General features: G+C 63.2%; 17 protein-coding genes and 1 rRNA gene. 5 read left to right on the forward strand and 13 right to left on the reverse strand.

Annotated features, from left to right (window positions below; all coding sequences use genetic code 11):
• The first annotated feature begins 131 nt into the window (after nucleotides 1–131).
• A complete protein-coding gene (locus BLQ01_RS21245) occupies nucleotides 132–1,091 on the forward strand; it encodes a GlxA family transcriptional regulator (RefSeq protein ID WP_175493513.1) in 960 nt (319 codons plus the stop codon).
• Between the two features lie 81 nt (nucleotides 1,092–1,172).
• Here the strand turns inward: BLQ01_RS21245 and BLQ01_RS21250 are convergent, their stop codons facing one another.
• The 10 genes from BLQ01_RS21250 to lysS form a co-directional block, all read right to left on the reverse strand.
• Nucleotides 1,173–1,385, reverse strand: a complete 213-nt coding sequence (locus BLQ01_RS21250) for a hypothetical protein (protein ID WP_035760996.1) — start codon at nucleotides 1,383–1,385, stop codon at nucleotides 1,173–1,175.
• Between the two features lie 12 nt (nucleotides 1,386–1,397).
• A complete protein-coding gene (locus BLQ01_RS21255) occupies nucleotides 1,398–2,846 on the reverse strand; it encodes an FAD-binding oxidoreductase (protein ID WP_091554244.1) in 1,449 nt (482 codons plus the stop codon).
• A gap of 146 nt (nucleotides 2,847–2,992) precedes the next feature.
• The gene (locus tag BLQ01_RS21260) at nucleotides 2,993–3,502 is read right to left on the reverse strand and encodes an amino-acid N-acetyltransferase (protein WP_026541636.1); all 510 of its coding nucleotides are present in this window, start codon (nucleotides 3,500–3,502) and stop codon (nucleotides 2,993–2,995) included.
• 125 nt (nucleotides 3,503–3,627) lie between these two features.
• Nucleotides 3,628–4,032, reverse strand: coding sequence for a hypothetical protein (locus BLQ01_RS21265; protein WP_139183530.1), 405 nt, complete (start codon nucleotides 4,030–4,032; stop codon nucleotides 3,628–3,630).
• Between the two features lie 433 nt (nucleotides 4,033–4,465).
• Entirely contained in the window at nucleotides 4,466–6,568 is a 2,103-nt protein-coding gene (locus BLQ01_RS21270) for a S9 family peptidase (protein ID WP_175493514.1), read from the reverse strand.
• A gap of 132 nt (nucleotides 6,569–6,700) precedes the next feature.
• Complete coding sequence (locus tag BLQ01_RS21275; RefSeq protein ID WP_091554251.1) at nucleotides 6,701–7,918, reverse strand: glycosyltransferase; 1,218 nt, start codon at nucleotides 7,916–7,918, stop codon at nucleotides 6,701–6,703.
• Between the two features lie 193 nt (nucleotides 7,919–8,111).
• Entirely contained in the window at nucleotides 8,112–10,604 is a 2,493-nt protein-coding gene (locus tag BLQ01_RS21280; protein WP_026541632.1) for an ATP-dependent Clp protease ATP-binding subunit, read from the reverse strand.
• Nucleotides 10,605–10,959: 355 nt separating this feature from the next.
• Nucleotides 10,960–11,286, reverse strand: a complete 327-nt coding sequence (locus tag BLQ01_RS21285) for a histone-like nucleoid-structuring protein Lsr2 (protein ID WP_026541631.1) — start codon at nucleotides 11,284–11,286, stop codon at nucleotides 10,960–10,962.
• Between the two features lie 127 nt (nucleotides 11,287–11,413).
• The gene (locus BLQ01_RS22485; RefSeq protein ID WP_167332902.1) at nucleotides 11,414–11,587 is read right to left on the reverse strand and encodes a hypothetical protein; all 174 of its coding nucleotides are present in this window, start codon (nucleotides 11,585–11,587) and stop codon (nucleotides 11,414–11,416) included.
• A 2-nt stretch (nucleotides 11,588–11,589) separates the two neighbouring features.
• Entirely contained in the window at nucleotides 11,590–13,119 is a 1,530-nt protein-coding gene (gene lysS, locus BLQ01_RS21290) for a lysine--tRNA ligase (protein WP_026547964.1), read from the reverse strand.
• A gap of 75 nt (nucleotides 13,120–13,194) precedes the next feature.
• Between lysS and BLQ01_RS21295 the strand changes: the two genes are divergently transcribed.
• The 3 genes from BLQ01_RS21295 to BLQ01_RS21305 all read left to right on the forward strand — a co-directional run bounded on the left by BLQ01_RS21295 (nucleotide 13,195) and on the right by BLQ01_RS21305 (nucleotide 15,870).
• A complete protein-coding gene (locus BLQ01_RS21295; RefSeq protein WP_091554255.1) occupies nucleotides 13,195–14,091 on the forward strand; it encodes an alpha/beta fold hydrolase in 897 nt (298 codons plus the stop codon).
• A gap of 9 nt (nucleotides 14,092–14,100) precedes the next feature.
• Nucleotides 14,101–14,955 (forward strand): alpha/beta fold hydrolase, encoded by an 855-nt coding sequence (locus BLQ01_RS21300; protein WP_091554257.1) that lies wholly within the window; start codon nucleotides 14,101–14,103, stop codon nucleotides 14,953–14,955.
• A gap of 81 nt (nucleotides 14,956–15,036) precedes the next feature.
• Nucleotides 15,037–15,870: an alpha/beta fold hydrolase gene (locus tag BLQ01_RS21305; RefSeq protein ID WP_091554260.1), complete on the forward strand. Its 834-nt coding sequence runs from the start codon at nucleotides 15,037–15,039 to the stop codon at nucleotides 15,868–15,870.
• 92 nt (nucleotides 15,871–15,962) lie between these two features.
• Here BLQ01_RS21305 and BLQ01_RS21310 read toward each other — a convergent pair whose 3' ends face one another.
• Nucleotides 15,963–16,808 (reverse strand): EamA family transporter, encoded by an 846-nt coding sequence (locus tag BLQ01_RS21310; protein WP_254779558.1) that lies wholly within the window; start codon nucleotides 16,806–16,808, stop codon nucleotides 15,963–15,965.
• Between the two features lie 8 nt (nucleotides 16,809–16,816).
• Complete coding sequence (locus BLQ01_RS21315) at nucleotides 16,817–17,869, reverse strand: alkaline phosphatase family protein (protein WP_217638400.1); 1,053 nt, start codon at nucleotides 17,867–17,869, stop codon at nucleotides 16,817–16,819.
• Between the two features lie 71 nt (nucleotides 17,870–17,940).
• Between BLQ01_RS21315 and BLQ01_RS21320 the strand changes: the two genes are divergently transcribed.
• The gene (locus BLQ01_RS21320) at nucleotides 17,941–18,804 is read left to right on the forward strand and encodes a LysR substrate-binding domain-containing protein (RefSeq protein ID WP_254779559.1); all 864 of its coding nucleotides are present in this window, start codon (nucleotides 17,941–17,943) and stop codon (nucleotides 18,802–18,804) included.
• A 150-nt stretch (nucleotides 18,805–18,954) separates the two neighbouring features.
• Here the strand turns inward: BLQ01_RS21320 and rrf are convergent.
• Nucleotides 18,955–19,071 (reverse strand): 5S ribosomal RNA (gene rrf, locus BLQ01_RS21325).
• Nucleotides 19,072–19,073 lie beyond the last annotated feature (2 nt).

Below are 19,073 nucleotides of genomic sequence, written 5' to 3' on the forward strand. Positions count from 1 at the left end.
GTGGTCTCTTTCCGGAGTTGGTTCATTGGCCGCCTTCTGGCAACCATTCCATCCTCTGCGCCTCCGGAGGTGATCGCCAGTGGCATGAATGCCCTTGTACGATTGATTCAGGCCAATTGAGATGAGGACCCTTGCGCATTGCCGTGTATGCCTTCGACGACGTGACAATGTTCCACCTCGCGGTCCCCCAGATGGTTTTCGACGAAGTCTCCCGGCAGGGACTTGCCGAATGGAACACCTGTCTTTTTGCCGATGAAGCGGGCCACATCCGCACCGCGGAGGGCTACCAGCTGGGTGGGATCCGTGGCCCCGAGGCCGCTGACGATGCCGACGTCATCGTGGTGCCCTCATGGTTTGATGACGGCCGCGAACCCAACGGGCAGCTCCGGGACGTACTCCAGCAGGCCCATCAGCGCGGCGTCGTCATCCTTGGCCTCTGCCTTGGCACCATCCCAGTTGCCGACGCCGGCCTGCTTGACGGCCGGTCTGCCGTCACCCACTGGGAAGCCTTCAGTTCGCTCTCGGCACGCCACCCCGACGTCTCTTTGGACCGGACCGTCCTGTACATCGATCACGGCGACGTATTGACGTCGGCGGGTACAGCTTCGGGGCTGGATGCATGCCTCCATCTGGTGAGGACCCGCCTGGGATCCGCAGCAGCCAACCAGGTGGCACGCAGCCTGGTCATCGCCCCGCACCGGGAGGGCGGACAGGCGCAGTACATTGAGCATCCGTTGCCGCCCCGGTCCTCCGAGGACCCCATGGCACGCATGCTTGAGTGGGCGCTGGGACATTTGGACGAGGACCTCAGCATCGACACTCTCGCCGGCAAAGCCCACATGAGCCGCCGAACATTCATTCGTGCGTTCAGGGCTTCCACCGGCGCCACTCCATCTGCATGGGTGCGTTCCCAAAGGCTCGACGCCGCCCGGCACCTCCTGGAAAGCTCCAGCCTGCCCATAGACCAAGTAGCGGCCAAATGCGGCTTCGGCAGCGCCGTGACCCTTCGGCAGAACTTCGCCAGCGCCTTCTCCACTACACCCACGGATTATCGACGCCGTTTCGACGCCCAACCCCGGCACGCTTCCTGAGCCGACGCGCGGGATCTCCTGCGGATCGGCGACAAGGAAGCGGCAGGGGCAGCCCACTGGGAACTGCCCCTGCCGCTTCGACTAGTCCTCGGCTGCCGGTTTCTGTGGCTGTTCCCGTTGCTGTGGCTGTTCCCGTTCCCGTTCCTGACTGGTGGGGAACTCCGGCCAGAAGGCTGAGAACAGGTCCGGGTCGGGCCGGCGATCGCCGGCCCCGGGGGCTTCCTGCGGCCACGGCCCATGGGGGATGTCGATCTGGAAGGCGGAGAAGTCCGGGAACGTGACGCGGTTGTTCATGATCCCCGCTCCTCAGTTGCTCAGCACGGCGTCGCCACCGGCAGTCACAACGTCTTCCAGCAGGACAGTCTGGTCGATGACCGGAAGGCCCACCACGTGCCCGAAGCTGAACATGTTCTGCGGATCCAGCTCAGCCTTTGCCTTGCGGAGGCGATCCAGGGCCGTTGCCTGCCAGGGCCGTTCCCTGTCTTCGGCATCCACAAAGTGGCCGTGAAGGTTCACGAAGGTTCCGGCGTTGGCAGCGGGGCGAAGGTCTTCATGGACGGCCTTGAACAACGCCGGCAGCATTCCAACCGCAGGCGGGACGGCAATGGCGCCCATGAAGAAGCTGAACGCGGCATCGCGACCACCCACAATATCGTCACCGTCTGCGCTCCTTGCCAGGGCGCCGCCCAGCAACCGCAGTTCAGCCAACAGGACAGGACTCTCGACGCCGGGGCCAAAGTGCCGCAATATGGCATCGGCCGAGGGGTCATCCAACCTGTCCAGCAGGAACCCGTGTTCCATGACGGGAACCGGCTGGTCCGGGTCCTGGTGGATCGAGTCGAACGCCGTGGCATCCAAAGGACCCGTGGCATCCATCATGAAAGGTGCGCTCTGACGCATCGGCTCAAGGAGCTCTGCCGCGGACGCCGGATCGCCCTGATAGGCGTAACGGAGATGGATCACGAATTTTCCGCGCAGGGGCTCGGGCACCATGTCCATGTCCGGCAGCCGCAGGAAAGCGAGTGATGCCGACGCCTCCACGGGCAAGTCAGGCACCCAATCCCTGAATGCCTGCAGCACTTCCGGAGCATGCCCACCGTCAAAGTAGATTCCTCCGGCATAGAGGTCGGAGCCCGGGAACAGGTGGAATTCCATGGCCGTGACGATTCCCAGATTGCCCTTGCCGCCGCGCAGCAGGAAGAACAACTCCGGGTCCTCGTCCTTGGTCACCCTCCGCAGCACGCCGTCAGCCGTGACGATCTCGAACGCAATCACGTGGTCAGAGGCAAAACCGTACTTGCGCCCGAGGATCGGCAATCCGCCGCCCAGCGTGTAGCCCACCACGCCAACATCGGTGGTGGACCCACAGAGCCCCATCAATCCGAAGGTCCCGGCGAGTTCCACCACGGCCTTCCAGCGGACGCCCGCACCCACGCGGGCCGTCTTCTCCAGGGGGTCGATACTGAGTTCGAGCATTCGGCGGGTGCTGATCAGCAAGCCACCTTCAATGGCATTGGTGGCACCGTGACCGGTGGACTGGACAGATACTGGCATACCGCGTTCCGCGGCCCAGCGTATTGCCGCCGAGACGTCCTCTGCGTCGAGGGCACCAAAGGCGAGATCGGGCTGGTGTTGCGTAGATAAATTGAAGGCCGCTACTTCGGCGGCAAAGCCGGGATCGGCAGGCGTGAACACTGGACCGCGCACGCTGAGTTGGAGTTCTGAAACATCTGAAAAGGACGCGTGGGACTGCATGATCTTCTCTCAATTGACCGATGTGGTGGAAGCTTCCCCAGCAAGCCACCATCAGTTTATCCATCAAGTTGAGATAAGAAAAGGGCATTAAATCACGCATAATCGTCGAGGGGTTGAACGACGCGGCTGAGATGCGGGGGTTGTGCCTAGAGTTGCTTGATCATGCGGGTGTTGCCCAAAGTGTTCGGCTTCACCCGGGCAAGGTCCAGGAACTCTGCCACGCCTTCATCATGCGAGCGCAGCAATTCGGAATACACCTGCGGATCCACGGCAGACTGATCGGCCATGACTTCGAATCCGTGGCGCTTGAAGAAATCCACTTCGAAGGTCAGGCAGAACACGCGGCTTACCCCCAACGCCCGGGCTTCCTCCAGTAGGTTCTCTACGAGGACGTGACCCACGCCCCGGCCCCGCCAGGAGCCCGCGGCGGCAAGAGTGCGGATCTCGGCCAGGTCCTCCCACATCACGTGGAGGGCGCCGCAGCCAATGACTTCGCCCTCGTCGGACTCGGCGATCCGGAATTCCTGCAGGCTTTCGTAGTACGCCACTGTCTCCTTGGCCATGAGGATCCGCTCCTCAGCCAAGGGCGCCACAAGCCTCTTGATCGCGGCCACGTCACTGGTGCGGGCAGGGCGGAGGCTGAAGGTCGGATTCACTCCCCCATCCTAGCGAGACGGACAGGCACGGGCCGCGCCGGGCGCTGATGGTTACGCCCGCATCAACCCGGCCCGCCTGCACCCCTATTGTGATCTTCTATTGTGACCTTCGGGGTGTCGGACTTTCATAGCCGCGGCGGTTCTCCCCTGTTGATGAATGCCACGTTGATGATGTGGTCCCCGCCCGTCTCGGAAGTGTTCTGAAAAACAAGTTGATAGCGGACGCCCCCAATCAACAAGGCCAGCCCCAACGGGATCCTGGTTGGTGAATTTGCCGCAGCGAGGAGCGTCTCCAGAAAGGACGCGTCTTTTTCAACTTGCCCACGAATGCCGGACTTCTCAAAGCCTTCCAGCGCCGACGACCCGACAGTTCCGTCCGCCTCACGGATAGCATGGGCGGGGTACACGGCATGTCCGGTAGCGGTTTCGAAGCCGGCGGTGGTGCGGATGATCTTGAACTTCCCGCACCAATTCGTAAAGTGCCGGTTCAACACTCCGCTGGGGTCGGCCGCTGCTGCCGGGCCCGGCACGTCTTTCTCCTTGAGCACTTGATCCTGACTGTTCGCTCGCAGTCAATGCCGCGAATCCGTAGCGTCCTGGTCGGCCATGCGTCTCCCAACGATGACCGTCACCCATATCAAGTGCATCCAGGTGCCGAATCGTGACGCCAATCAGCGTTGGTGGCAAAGTCGTTGGAACGTTGGGGCCAGGGAGCCGGCGGCCCGGTATCAACGGCATGGAATGCTCAACTGAAGCAGCTGGAGCGACAAGGGACACTCTCGCCTGTAACCCACCGCGCTAGCAGGTACCCGTGGTTCCCAGCAGAACCACCTCGCGACGGACGCCCGCAACCGACACCGCAGTGAACGGAAGCGGGCGCCCAACGGGCGTTCGCGACGGACGCCCGCAACCGCCACTGCAGTGAACGGAAGCGGGCGTCCGGCGAGGACGTTCGCGCCGGAGCTAAACCCCCAGTTCCTCCGGCAAGGCAACATCCTCGCCCAGCACCTGCTTGGCCAGGAAGTGCTCCACCACGCCGTACCAGATCTTGGCGTGCTGCGGCTGGAGGACCCAGTGGTTTTCATCCGGGAAGTACAGGAAGCGGTGCGGACTCCGGCCGTTGTCGTCGGCGGGCAGCTGCGAGGAGGACAGGAGCTCGTACCAGAGACGCAGCCCCTCGCCGATCGGGACCCTGTAGTCTTTGTCGCCGTGGATCACCAGCATGGGTGTCTTGATGTTGCCCACGTTGAGGTGCGGCGAGTTCTCCATGGCCATTTCCGCAGTCATTTCCTTTAGCCAGTACTGCGCCGCGTCGGTAGTTGGCCCGAACTGATCGAGTGCCCACAAGCTGGCGTGGGTGACAATTGCCTTGAAGCGGTCTGTTTGCCCGGCAACCCAGTTGGCCATGTACCCGCCGAACGACCCTCCCATGGCGGCGGTCCGCGACTCGTCGATGTCCGGACGTGCTACCACGGCATCGGTGATGGCCATGAGGTCGGTAAAGGGCTTCTTGCCCCACTCGCCCCAGCCGCGCTGGATGAATTCCTGACCGTAGCCGGTAGAGAGTGCGGGGTCCGGCAGGAGCACGGCGTAGCCCTTGGCCACCAACAGCCAAGGGTTCCAGCGCCACGTCCAGGCGTTCCACGAACCCAGGGGCCCGCCATGGATCCACAGCAGGAGCGGTGCGGGCTTGTCCGCGGAGGCACCATCGGGGAGGGCGAGGTAGGCGGGCACGCGCACGCCATCCTCCGCGGTTGTTTCCACGCGCTCCAAGTGGCCGCGATAAACGGGACGTTCAGCGGGGGCTTGCAGCCTGGTCACTTCACCTGTGGCCAGGTCTATCCGGACTGCTTCGGATGGGAACTCATACGAGCTCCGCAGGGCATACGCCGTCGTCCCATCAGAAGAAACCACGACGTCGGAATAGGCGGAAGCGTCCCGCGTCACCCGGGTGACCCCACCGTTGGCGACGTCAACACGGAAGACCGGCGACGCGCCGTCGTCGTCCGCTTTGGCAAGGACTCCGCTGCCATCGGGGAGCCATGCGAGCACGGTAGCCCAGCGGTCCCAGTCGTGGGCCAGCGGTTCAAGATCCGTGGTCTCGCCGCCGGTGACGTTGAGCAAGTGCAGCTTCACCTGCGGCGCCTGCGTGGGCGTGGTGTCGCTTTCGCTTTCGACCACAAGGGTGCGGTTGTCTGGGCTGACGGGCCCCGGGAAGTAGCTCATGCCTTCATGGTCCAGCAGCACTTTGATGTTCCCGGTGGCGACGTCGATGGCGGCGAGCACCTCACGGCTGTCCGCTTTCGCCAAAGGCTTGGTCATGCTGGTGTAGATGGTCCTGCCGTCCGGGCTCACCACCGTTTTTGACTCCCGCAGCGAACCGCCGACGCCGGTGGTCAGGTTGCGGAGTTTGAGCGGAGCGGCAGCGTCCACTGTCGACGGCTTGCCGGGTTCCTGGTTTTCTCCCTGATCAACTGCGAAGATCCGCGGCTCGGCGGGGCCGAGGTCGGCATCCCAGTAGCGGACGGGGTAGCCACTGTGCAGGATGGCGGAGACCTTGTTGTCCTTGCGGGCCTTGCGGCGCTCGTCGTCGTTCTCTTCGTCCGCGGATCCGGCCAGGACTTCGGCGTTCACGAACGTGGCGTCCGCGTCCTTCGCGGTCATGACCGAACTGATGCCACCTGAGCGCGAGTGCACCACGCGGGCTTCTCCCCCGTCGGCGGGCAGGAGCCACAGGGCGTTCACCGGGTCAGCGTCGGGACTGTCCGGATCCGGGCGCGCCGAGGTGAAGTAGAGGTCGCCGTTTGCCGCGAACGCAGCACCCGCTTCCCCTTTGGAGCTGCGGGTGATCCGGCGTGCTTGCTTCCGGCCGGCGGGGTCGATTTCCCAGAGGGCTGAAGCGAACTCGGTGCCCTTGCCGTTCAGCGTTGAAACGGTGGTGACCAGGCGCGTGCCGTCCGGGCTGAGGGTGAGGCCGCTGACCCGCGGGATGGCGAGGTAGTGGTCCATGTCGTGAAAGGGGGTTTCGGGCTGCTCGCCCGGGGTGTGAGTGTCAGCAGAGTCCATGGTCCGATTCAACACGTAATGTGCCGCCGATCACAGGGTGGTTCACTCACAGTGAAACAGTACTTTCACATATTCACCCGTAGAGCACGTTTTGAGTTTTCAAACGCGCCCTACTGTCACATGGTTCGGAGATTAGGTGGTTGGCAGATTTCGCAGGGCCGCAACCACGGGCGCGGTTCCGTCCTCCGTGGCGATGGCCGCCGCCACTTCGCGGGCCCGCCGCGCATACGACGGCGTGGTGCCGGCTTGCCGTATCGCGTCGCCGAGGCGCTCCGGAGTCAGCTTCTTATAAGGAATCGGCTGGGGCCCGGCACCCAGCGCAGCGATTCGCGAGGCCCAGAGTGGCTGGTCCGTATAGACGGGGACACCGAGCGCCGGTACTCCTGCGCGGAACCCGGCCGCGGTGGTCCCCGCTCCGGCGTGATGCACCACAGCGGCCATCCTGGGGAAAAGCCACTGATGGGGAACACTTCCAACGCCCAGGGCGTCATCGCCCAAGACGCCCTCCGGACCCTGCACCACGGCCCTTACTCCGGCCCGACGCGTTGCCTCAAGGACGAACCCCGGGTCGAGGTCCGCGCTGCTGCCGAAGCCAACGAAGACGGGCGCTGGACCGTCTGCGAGAAAGTCCACCAGGTCCGCGGAGGGTTCCCATTCTGTGTTTTCAGCTGGCCACCAGTACCCGGCCATGACCAGCCCCGAGTGCCAATCGGCCGGCCGCGGCAGGACAGAAGGGCTGATGCCGTGAAGAATTGTTGCCCGGGCCTTCCTCCGACGACGCTCACCGGCAGCCCGGCTTTGCCTGCCAAGCCCCAACTGTTTGCGAAGTCGGGCGCTCGGAGCATCATAAGGAGCCGGGCCGGCCGCCGCCCTCTCCCCAATGACCTTGTTCCCCACCGCCCCCAAACTGCGGGCCGAATTCATCAACACCGGCGGGTATGCCGCACTTGGCTCAGTTGGTTGCAAGTGTGCGCCTATGGCCGGAATGCCCAAAGCCTCGGCAATGTCATAGGCATAAGGCGCTACGGAATTCGCCAGGATCACATCGGTGCCGGCTTCGGCAGCCGCCAAGGTTCCTGTGGCGGCGTTCTCCATGTACGCGCCCAGCCTGCGCCAGAACGTCAGGACGCTCCCAGCGCCGGCTTTCGCACCAGGGGCCGGCTGTTTGATCAGTTCCGCCAAATCCCCCGGCAGCGGCCTGAATTCGCATCCCGACTCCACCACCAGCGGGGCATAAGCAGGGTTCGCGGCAATGGCAACCTCGTAGCCGAGCCCCTGGAGACGGCTGCCGAGCCCGGCCATCGGCGCAACATCGCCACGCGTCCCGGGAGCGACCATGAGTACCCTCATGCGATCCCCTCTCTTCCCTCGGAGTTTCTTGCAGACCTTCCAATCCACCCTAAGGGCTCCAGCTGGACAAGGGCTTTTGCTGGACAAAGGCTCCTGCTGGACAAAGGCCCCAGCTGGACAAAGGCTCCAGCACCAACGCAAAAGCCCCGCCTGCTCCTTGAAGGGAGCAGGCGGGGCTTGGCGCTGTAATGCCTTACGCGGTGGGAGCGATCTCCGGGATCCGCGGCTTGGCGTTGCCTTCGAACGTGAACTTGGCGTCGTCACCTTCACCGTCGACGTCCACCACAACGATGTCGCCGGAGTGGAGTTCGCCGAACAGGATCTTCTCGGACAGCTGGTCCTCGATCTCGCGCTGGATGGTGCGGCGCAGAGGCCGTGCACCCATGGCGGGATCGTAACCACGCGTGGCCAGGAGGACCTTGGCAGCGGGGGTGAGCTCGATGCCCATGTCCTTGTCCTTGAGGCGGCGCTCCAGGCGGGTCACGAACAGGTCCACGATCTCGATGATCTCGTCCTGCGTCAGCTGGGGGAACACCACGACGTCGTCAACACGGTTGAGGAACTCGGGGCGGAAGTGCTGCTTGAGCTCTTCCGTGACCCGGGCACGCATCCGGTTGTAGCCGGTCTGGGTGTCCGTGCCGGACTGGAAGCCCGTGGCCACGCTCTTGGAGATATCGCGGGTACCAAGGTTGGTGGTCATGATGATCACGGTGTTCTTGAAGTCCACCACGCGGCCCTGGGAGTCGGTCAGTCGACCGTCTTCCAGGATCTGCAGCAGCGAGTTGAAGAGGTCCGCGTGGGCCTTCTCCACTTCGTCGAACAGCACCACGGAGAACGGACGACGCCGGACCTTCTCGGTCAGCTGGCCGCCTTCTTCATAGCCGACGTAGCCCGGAGGTGCACCGAAGAGACGCGAAACCGTGTGCTTCTCGGAGTACTCGGACATGTCCAGCGTGATGAGGGCATCCTCTTCACCGAACAGGAACTCGGCAAGTGCCTTGGCGAGCTCGGTCTTGCCGACGCCGGTGGGGCCGGCGAAGATGAACGAGCCACCCGGACGCTTGGGATCCTTCAGGCCTGCACGGGTACGGCGGATGGCCTGGGACAGGGCCTTGATGGCCTCATCCTGTCCAACGACGCGCTTGTGCAGTTCGTCTTCCATCTTGAGCAGGCGTGAGGACTCTTCCTCGGTGAGCTTGAAGACCGGGATTCCGGTGGAGTTCGCAAGAACTTCGGCGATCAGGTCCTCGTCAACCTCGGAGATGTCGTCCATGCCGCCGGACTTCCACGTGCGTTCCTTCTCGGCGCGTTCGGCAATGAGCTTCTGCTCCTTGTCGCGCAGTGAAGCAGCACCTTCGAAGTCCTGGGCGTCGATGGCCGATTCCTTCTCCATCTTCACGTCCGCAATGCGCTCATCCATTGCTTTGAGCTCAGGCGGAGCGGTCATGCGGCGGATACGCAGGCGTGCGCCGGCTTCATCGATGAGGTCGATCGCCTTGTCCGGCAGGAAGCGGTCCGAGATGTAGCGTTCGGCCAGCTGCGCTGCGGAGGCCAGGGCGCCGTCGGTGATCGTTACGCGGTGGTGTGCCTCGTAGCGGTCGCGGAGTCCCTTGAGGATCTCGATCGCGTGGGCAACCGAGGGTTCCTTGACCTGGATCGGCTGGAAGCGGCGCTCAAGGGCCGCATCCTTCTCGATGTGCTTGCGGTACTCGTCAAGCGTGGTGGCACCGATGGTCTGGAGCTCACCGCGGGCGAGCATCGGCTTCAGGATCGACGCAGCATCGATGGCGCCTTCAGCAGCACCTGCACCGACGAGGGTGTGGATCTCGTCAATGAAGAGGATGATGTCGCCGCGGGTGCGGATTTCCTTGAGGACCTTCTTCAGGCGCTCTTCGAAGTCACCGCGGTAGCGGGAGCCGGCAACGAGCGAACCGAGGTCAAGCGTGTACAGCTGCTTGTCCTTGATGGTCTCCGGGACATCTCCGCGGACGATCGCCTGGGCGAGGCCTTCGACGACGGCTGTCTTACCGACGCCGGGCTCACCGATCAGCACCGGGTTGTTCTTGGTACGGCGGGAGAGGACCTGCATGACGCGTTCCATCTCCTGCTCGCGACCGATCACAGGGTCCAGCTTGTTCTCGCGGGCGGCCTGGGTAAGGTTGCGTCCGAACTGGTCAAGCACCACAGAACCTGCGGGGGTACCTTCCGGCTGGCCCTGGCCGGAGCCGCTGCCTGCGGTCTCCTTGCCCTGGTAGCCGGAGAGCAGCTGGATGACCTGCTGGCGGACCCGGTTCAGGTCTGCACCAAGCTTCACCAGCACCTGGGCGGCCACGCCTTCGCCTTCGCGAATGAGGCCGAGCAGGATGTGCTCAGTACCGATGTAGTTGTGGCCGAGCTGCAGTGCTTCACGAAGGGAAAGCTCAAGCACCTTCTTGGCACGCGGCGTGAAGGGGATGTGACCGGACGGGGCTTGCTGGCCCTGGCCGATGATCTCCTGCACCTGCTCGCGAACGCCATCGAGCGAAATGCTCAGGGACTCGAGCGCCTTGGCAGCAACGCCTTCACCCTCGTGGATCAGACCCAAGAGGATGTGCTCGGTACCGATGTAATTGTGGTTGAGCATCCGTGCCTCTTCTTGGGCAAGGACGACCACGCGACGGGCACGGTCCGTAAATCTCTCAAACATTTCGCCACACTCCTAGCTACGACGTACTTTGATGCTACGTGCCGGAGCAGCACTTTTGGAGCGTGTTCGCCACAGGGGAAACATGACGCCGTGGAGGAATAAAACCCGCACTTCCCCTTGACCCCGGCGGACTACGGTGACATCCTGCCGGCTGGCCGGCCGGGCTTCCCTCCGGACCGCGCCTGGAATTCTCCAACTGCGCCCAGGGGACGCCCTCCCAACTCCATGGGTGCGAGTCAACGCGCCCTCGGGCCGGGGAGCATTTCCTTTGGGGACGGGATGGCAGCCAACAATCCACAGCCCCGTTAAACAACCAATGCCCCGGCAGTGACTGCCGGGGCATTGAAGCGGTGAATCAGGAATTGGCCTTTTGGTAGGCTTCCTGAATTTCAGCCTGAATACGTCCGCGGCTGTTGACTGTGTAACCGTTATCACGGGCCCACTGCCGGATCTGCGCGGAATCCTGGTTGCGGGCCGGGGTAGCGCGACCCCGCGTCCCACGGCCGGAAGAAGTCTTCCGTGCCTTTGCGACAAAAGGTTCCAGGGCCTTCCGAAGCGATGCTGCGTTTGCTGTGGACAGGTCCATTTCGTAGCTAACGCCGTCCAGACCGAATCGGACAGTTTCGTCCGCAGATCCTTCATCCAGGTCATCGACGAGGATGATTTTTACTTTCTGTGCCATGAGTTGCCTCTCTTAGAGGGATGGATAATCAGAAATTCCCCGGGTTCCTTTGTCGATTATCGTTCACAGCAAGCACGCACGTCAAAGCACAATTGGATTCACGTGAAAGTGGAACCCATTTAGGAGCCTATTTAGCGGCTGGACCTTCAGTTGCCGGCCCTGCGTTTTTTGAATTCGCTTCAGCTTGGGCGCGGGCTTCTGCCTGACGCTCGGATTTGTCTGCATTGAAGATCGACTTCATGGCAAACCAGAAGATCAAACCCACAACTACGGACGGCGCAAGGACTGCTATGTACTCCATGATCAGTGTCCTTCAGGCTTCAACAAGGGGAACAGAATCGTTTCGCGAATACCGGCCCCGGTGAACAGCATGACCAAGCGGTCAATGCCGAGGCCAATGCCGCCCATGGGCGGTGCACCGTATTCGAGGGCGCGGAGGAAGTCCTCGTCCAGCTGCATGGCTTCCTCATCACCGGCTGCGGAGCGGCGGGACTGCTCCGTGAGGCGTTCACGCTGGATGACAGGGTCAATGAGCTCACTGAAGGCCGTACCGCGCTCCATGCCACCGATGATCAGGTCCCAGGCTTCGATCAGCCGTCCGTCTTCACGGTGCGGACGGGCCAGCGGCTGCGCCGAGGGCGGGTAGTCGTAGACGAACGTCGGGTTCAGGAGGGTGGGTTCCACAATCTCGCCGAACAGCTCAACCACGATCTTCTCGGCATCCCATTTGGGATCAACCTTGACCTCGTGCTTGGCGGCAATTGCCAACAGTTCATCCACCGTGGTGTCCGGAGTAATTTCCACACCCACTGCTTCGGAAATACCGGGGTAAACCGAAACCCAGGCCCATTCGCCGTCGAGGTTGATTTCACCGGCGTCAGTCTGGATGGTACGGGTGCCCACGACGTCCGCGACATTCAGGATGATTTCCTTCATGCGTTCGGCCATGACGAACTGGTCCGCCCAGGCTTCATAGCATTCCAAGGTGGTGAATTCGGGGCTGTGCGTGGAATCCACGCCTTCATTGCGGAAAACGCGGCCCATGTCGTAGACACGGTCAATGCCACCCACTACCGCACGCTTGAGGAAGAGCTCGGTTGCAATGCGCAGGGTCATCTTCTGGTCGAACGCGTTCATGTGCGTTTCGAACGGACGGGCCGTGGCACCGCCGTGAACCAGCTGAAGGATGGGGGTCTCAACCTCCACGTAGCCGTGGCTGTCCAAGGTATCGCGGACGGAGCGGGTAATCGCTGCGCGCTTGTAGACCATCTCGCGTGCTTCGTCGCGGACCATGAGGTCCACATAGCGCTGGCGAACGCGCGTTTCCTCGTTCAGTTCCGCGTGCAGCACCGGAAGGGGCCGCAGGGCCTTGGAGGCCATGGACCAGGAGTCCGCCATGACGGACAGCTCACCGCGGCGGGAGGAGATGACCTCGCCCTTGATGAACACGTGATCGCCCAGGTCCACTAAGGCCTTCCATTCGGCGAGCGCTTCCTCACCGACGTTGGCGAGGCTCAGCATGGCCTGCAGCCGGACGCCCTTACCGTCCACGCCGCCCTCCTGGAGGGTGGCGAAGCACAGCTTGCCGGTGTTGCGGATGAACACGACGCGCCCGGTGACGCCCACGACGTCGCCGGTGGTTTCATCGGCTTCCAAGTGTGCGTATTTCCCGCGGATTTCACCGAGGGAATGGGTCCGTTCAACACCTACCGGGTAAGCCTCTGTGCCGCGCTCGATCAGCTTGGCGCGCTTTTCCATACGGATGCGCATCTGCTCGCTGGCGTCGATGGGCTCTGCGGAGGTGTTCAGGGCTGGGGTGTTTGCGGAAGTCACAGTCCTTAAGTTTACCGGTGATTGCGCGCCTTCACTTCCGGGCCGCAAATCAGGCAAACGCATAGACTCGGGGCTGTGGAGACATGGACAGTTGAAACAGTCGACGGCGGCGGGCAGCTTGAGGTGCACACCTTCCGGCCCGCATCCGGTGCCTCAATTCCCGGTTCGAAAGCGCCTGCTGAACCGTCCGGCGTCGTGCTTATCCATGGCACTTTGGTGACGGACTCGCTGTACTGGTCGTTTGCGCGGACCCTGAGCGTGATCCTTGGACGCCCTGTCCACAGCTACAACCGGCGCGGGCGCGGCAAATCTGCGCCGCAGCCGCCGGGCTATTCCGTCGAGACCGAAATCTCAGACCTTCACTCAGTGATGGAGAAGACCGGCTCCACAGACGTCGTGGGGCACAGTTACGGCGGCTTCGTTGCGCTGCAGGCCGCGAGGCAGGGCCGGATCAAGAAACTGGTCACCTACGACGCCGCGGTTTCGCTCTCCGGCAATCTCAGCAGCAGATGGCGTCCCGAGCTTGAAGAAGCAGTCACCGCCGGGCAGTTGGACAACGCCTGGGCGCATCTGGTGCAGGGACTGGGGACAGCGGGGCCCATTTCCTACCTGCCCATGGGGGCGCTGCGTACGCTCAGTGTCCTGTCTGCCCGGACCCGCTTGGGTTTGGAGATGCGGTCCTTGCTCCCTACCGCAGTCACTGAAATGCGGGCGGTCCTGGACGCCGACGCGCAACTTCACGACTTCATGAAGCTCTCCACGCCCATCCTCATGCTCAGCGGCGGTTGGAGTCCGTCGTATTTCGCGGAAACCGGGCGGACCCTGGCTGGAGCGGTGCCGGCCATAGACTTTGCGGTGGTTCCCCTGCAGTTCCATGAGGGGCCGTTGCGTCCCGGTAAGCGCCTCGCCGTCAGGATTGCGCGGTTCCTTTCGGGCACCATGGTCCACGGCGGACCCCTCGATGCCGCCTAGGATGTTCCGGTGAAGGAACGCGATATTCAGACGCACGACGGCGGACGGCTCGCCTTGTACAGCTACGGCGCCGAAGAGGCGCCCGGGGAACGCCGGGTTGTGCTGATCGGCGGCGCTTTCCTCACTGCCCTCATATACCGGCCGTTCTCCATAGCCTTGGCCAAGGGCCTGGGAGACGGCTGGGCGGTGGACGTGTACGACCGCCGCGGCAGGGGCAAATCCACCGAACAACCCAACCATTACTCCATGGATACGGAAATCGCCGATGTCCGCACCATCATGGACGCCACCGGCGCACGGAACATTTTTGGCCACAGCCTGGGTGGCTCCGTGGCGCTGAATGCCGCGCAGGCCTTTGCCGGCACCCGTCACCAGCCGGACAAACTTGCTGTCTACGACGCTGCCGTGAACATCGACGGCAGCATGGACACGGACTGGCTTGCCGGGTTCGAGGACTCCGTCAACAAGGGCGATGTTGGGCTGGCCCTGGCCCGGATGAAGCGCGGGATGCAGCCCGGAACTGCCTTGGCCCGGGTTCCCGAGCCGATTCTGGCGGGTCTCATGGCTGTGGTGTCGCGGACCAAAGTGAACAAGCTTTTCCGCGAGCTCATGCCTTCAGGCGTAGGTGAGCTGAAGGCAGCCTTCGAAGCCGCGGATACTCCGACCGATTTCTCCGTCCTGCCATCCAGCACGCACTTCATGGTGGGCAAGAAAAGCCCGCAGTTCTACAAGGTCACCGCAGCGCGGTTGAACAGGGCGGTTCCCGGCAGCACGCTGGAGGTCTCTCCCAAGGGATTCCACGGGTCCATCCCTGCAGCCGTCAACGAGCTGGTGACCGATATTTCGAACTACTTCAAACGCTGAGGGCTTTCCCACAGCGGTTCCTTTTTCCACATAGGGGCAGGGATGCTGCTTGCATTCAGGTCGCTCGGCTAGGCTCGAGTCATGACGCGCGACATCATCATGACCCCCGACGGCGGACATCTCGAAGTACTCACCACAGGCGGTGAGCTGGCAGCAGCAGGCTCCGGCGTCGTCGTCGTTCCGGCCTCCATGGTGACGGCCGCCGATTACACGCGTTTCGCGCAAAAGCTAAGTGAAGCCCTGGGACGTCCCGTCCATACGTTCAACCGGCGCGGACGTGGCGATTCATCCCCACAGTCCGAGGATTACACCCTCGAGGCCGACATCCGGGACCTGGACGCAGTCATGAAGCACACGTCCAGCACGGACGTCTTTGGGCACAGCTTCGGTGGCGCCGTAGCGCTGCACGCCGCACGCACCCTGCCGGTGGAAAGACTGGCCGTGTACGATCCCGCGGTGTCCGTCAACCACAGCGTCAAAGCAGACTGGACACCCGATTATGAACGCGCGACGGCGGCGGGAGACTACGATCGCGCCCTCGCCATCCTCATCAAGGGAGTGGAAACCGGTGGCGCCTTCGCCAGAATGCCCCTGTCCATGTTGACCCTGGCGAACAAGCTTGCCGCCGGGACACCCCTGGGCAAGCAGATGCGCGAGCTGATGACCTGTGGTGTCCGTGAAATCAAGGCCGTCATCGCCGCGGACATGCCGGCCGAACCATTCGTTGAGCTTCCGTTGGAAACCTTGATCGTGGTGGGCGAAAAGAGCCCCGCATACTTCGGTGTTGCCTGCGGCCAAATTCACGACATCCTGTCCGGATCCAGCTACACCATCCTCCCCGGGTACGGCCATGACGGACCCAACAAGGCCCCGGACAAGCTGGTCTCGGAGCTGTCGGAGTTCTTCCCAGGCTAGCCAAGCTGGATCGCGGCGATCCCGGCCACGGCCACAACCGTCAGGCCAAGCCGAAGCCGGCTGAACTCGGAGCTGTCGGAGTTCTTCCCAGGCTAGCCAAGCTGGATCGCGGCGATCCCGGCCACGGCCACAACCGTCAGGCCAAGCCGAAGCCGGCTGAACTTTTCATTGAAGAACACTGAGCCAATGACGCCTGCCAGGAGGACACTGGTTTCGCGGAGCGCCGACACCAAGGCAAGCGGTGCCATACTCTGTGCCCAAACGACGATCCCGTAAGCCAGCATCGACACCAGTCCCCCGACGAATCCCGGCTTCCAATACCGCATCACACGCTGCGGGAAGGAACGGCGATCAGCGGCCATTCGCCAGCAAACCACGGGAATCAGGAAACCCTGCAGCAGGAACAGCCACGAGACATAGGCCATCGGCTGCCCGGAAACCCGGACTCCTACCCCGTCAACCAAGGTATAGGCCGCAATGGCCGCTCCAGTGAGCACGGCAAAAAGGGTACCTTTACGGTTCCTGCCCGGCCCGGCCGCTGCGCCCTGTCGTATCAGGGCAAGGCTCAGCAATGAGCCAGCAACCACTGCCACCCCCGTCAGCTGCCAAAGGCTCAATCTCTCGGCAAGCACGGTGGTGGCGATGACCGTGACCAGAAGCACGGCAATGCCCCGGGCCAACGGATAGACCTGGGAAAAGTCGCCGTGCCTGTACGAGGTGGTCAACAGGATCAGGTAGCAGGTCTGCAAGGCAGCCGAGGCCACCACAAAGGGCCATGATTCCTGCACGGGAACTCCGAACGCCGCCGCCCCCACCAACCCGAACGCCAGATAGGCCAAGGCAATCATGGTCGATGAAGCAAGGCGGTCCGGGATTGCCTTTGCCAGGGCGTTCCAGATGCTGTGCAGGACCGCCGCCAAGAGGACTGCGGCCGTCACCACAACGGTCAACGGAGAGCTGCTGTGCGGGCAGGCGGCTCCGGGGCGGCACTCCGGGTAGGCAGTTCCTCCGCGGTCCCCGGGGCGGCACCCCGGGTAGGCAGTTCCTCATCGGTCCCCGGGGCGGCACGCCGGGTAGGCAGTTCCGGGGCGACACCCCGGGCAGGCGTCCCCGGCACGGGACTCCGGGCGGGCGGCTCCGGCGCCAGCTGCTCCGGTCCTGCACACCGGGCACCGAACGGAACACCCTCCGCGGCTCCTGCAGCTACGCCAAATGCGGCGAGCACCTGGGTAAAAATGTCCGTGTGGTCCACGGCCTTGACTTCCTCCGGCACGCTTGCTCCGCACGCCGCGATCCAGGCAGTGCGCTCTTCCTCGCTCCAGCCCCCGTGACCGCCGGCATCCAGGTGCCCGTGGTCGGTGACCACCATGATGGTCCAGTCTTCGTTCCGGCGATTGGGCCTGGCCTTGATGGCTTCCAGCAGCGTCATGAGTCGCGTGTCGCAATTTTGAATAGCCAAGGCGTAGCCAGACCCCGTGCCGTTGTTATGTGCTTCGACATCCGCCTCCCCAAAGTACACAAAGGACGCCGAGATGTCCTCCTTCTCCAACCGCCCGGCTGCGTACCTTGCGACCGCGTCATCGGCACTTGCCCAACTGCCGCCGTCGTTGGCTTCCTCAGGGTCCTTTTCCGGCACCCAACCGCGGGAGGAGAAGAGCGGTCCACACGCAGTGGGCGCCGCCACCGGAAGCCAACTCGCAGCGATCATGGTGCGGGACGCCGGACGTGACGCGCGAAGCACCGCCGTGAAGTCCTGGAAGTCAGCCAACTCCGGCGGATGGACACTGTTGCCGGTTACCTTGTGCCGGTCCGCGTAAACACCGGTGGCCACCGTGGCCCACACCGGGCCGGAAATGGTGACGTTCCTGGGGTGAACCGTCACCGGGAGGAGGAAACCCCCGCGGGCGATACGGTCCACAGCGGGCGTGGCCGCGGACAGGAGGGAGTCGTAACGGACACCGTCAATTCCGACGACCAGGACGTGGGGTTCTCTCTTCACAGCCAAGACGGTACGTGGAATCCTCGTCTACTCATAGGAGGAAGCGCCCCTGTCTATAGGAGACTTAGGCAATGCCTATGAATCTGACTCATCTCCGGGCGTTCCACCTCGTAGCGACACACGGCAGTTACGTCGCGGCGGCAGCAGCCGCAGGCGTGAGCCAACCAACCCTGTCCGAGCAGGTTCGACTCCTGGAACGGCGCCACGGGGTACATCTGCTGCAACGATCGGGACGGTCCGTGGAACTGACGCCCTTGGGGAGCAAGCTCCTGGTGGTCACAGCGAGACTGTTCGGGGCCGAACTTGAGGCGGAGACCATTCTGGCCAAGGCCCGGAACGTCATGCAAGGAGAGTTGCGGTTCGGCACCGATGCGCCCATCAACGCAGTGGGCCTGCTGAGCATCTTCCGCCGGCAGAATCCCGGCGTCAATATCCAACTCATCAGCGGCAACTCCGCCGAAGTGCGCAAGCGGGTCCTGGCCGGAACTGTGGACGTCGGCATCATCGCTGACGAAACACCCCATCCTGACCTGGTGGCACGTGCCCTCGCAAAGCAGGACCTGGTCGCCTTCGTTCGCCAGGATCATGCACTGGCCGGCAGCAAGATGATCCGGTTGCGGGACCTCGTGGACCATCCTCTGATCATTCGCGAGATCGGGTCGGTCACGCGCCGATCCATAGAAACCGCGCTCTCCAGCGCCCAACTCCAACCAACCGAAGTGCTCGAGACTGACAGCCGGGAAGCAGTCCACGCCGCCGTCATTGCAGGCTTGGGCATAGGTGTCATTGCGGAGGACGAATTCAACGACGATCCACGGCTGGTTCTGCTGGACTTCGCCGATGCCATACCGCCCATCACTGAGTACCTGGTCTATCGGCAGGACAGGCAACGAAGCCACGTGGTGGACGCGGTGTTGGAGTGTTTGGGTGGGTGATTGCTGGTGCCGGCCTGTTGGTGAACGGGGCCAAGCTGGTCTCCCTGTGGGTGGCCGGGGCCGTGCTGTCTGTCTGGGGTTTTTGTACCGTGTTGTGGTGGTTAAAGGGGAAGAGCCCCGACCTGTGGTCGGGGCTCTTGCCTAATGTGTGTCCGGCGGTGTCCTACTCTCCCACACCCTCCCGGGTGCAGTACCATCGGCGCTGTGGGTCTTAGCTTCCGGGTTCGGAATGGGACCGGGCGTTTCCCCCACGCTATGACCGCCGTAAC

Source organism: Arthrobacter sp. UNCCL28 (assembly GCF_900102805.1).
GTDB classification, from domain to species: domain Bacteria; phylum Actinomycetota; class Actinomycetes; order Actinomycetales; family Micrococcaceae; genus Arthrobacter; species Arthrobacter nicotinovorans_A.

What these genes read in the sequence shown, in the direction of transcription:
- BLQ01_RS21250 (WP_035760996.1), bottom strand. Translation starts at nt 1,385, where the DNA reads ATGAACAACCGCGTCACGTTCCCGGACTTCTCCGCCTTCCAGATCGAC.
- BLQ01_RS21270 (WP_175493514.1), bottom strand. Translation starts at nt 6,568, where the DNA reads ATGGACTCTGCTGACACTCACACCCCGGGCGAGCAGCCCGAAACCCCC.
- BLQ01_RS21280 (WP_026541632.1), bottom strand. Translation starts at nt 10,604, where the DNA reads ATGTTTGAGAGATTTACGGACCGTGCCCGTCGCGTGGTCGTCCTTGCC.
- BLQ01_RS21275 (WP_091554251.1), bottom strand. Translation starts at nt 7,918, where the DNA reads ATGAGGGTACTCATGGTCGCTCCCGGGACGCGTGGCGATGTTGCGCCG.
- BLQ01_RS21320 (WP_254779559.1), top strand. Translation starts at nt 17,941, where the DNA reads ATGCCTATGAATCTGACTCATCTCCGGGCGTTCCACCTCGTAGCGACA.
- BLQ01_RS21255 (WP_091554244.1), bottom strand. Translation starts at nt 2,846, where the DNA reads ATGCAGTCCCACGCGTCCTTTTCAGATGTTTCAGAACTCCAACTCAGC.
- BLQ01_RS21285 (WP_026541631.1), bottom strand. Translation starts at nt 11,286, where the DNA reads ATGGCACAGAAAGTAAAAATCATCCTCGTCGATGACCTGGATGAAGGA.
- BLQ01_RS21305 (WP_091554260.1), top strand. Translation starts at nt 15,037, where the DNA reads ATGACGCGCGACATCATCATGACCCCCGACGGCGGACATCTCGAAGTA.
- BLQ01_RS22485 (WP_167332902.1), bottom strand. Translation starts at nt 11,587, where the DNA reads ATGGAGTACATAGCAGTCCTTGCGCCGTCCGTAGTTGTGGGTTTGATC.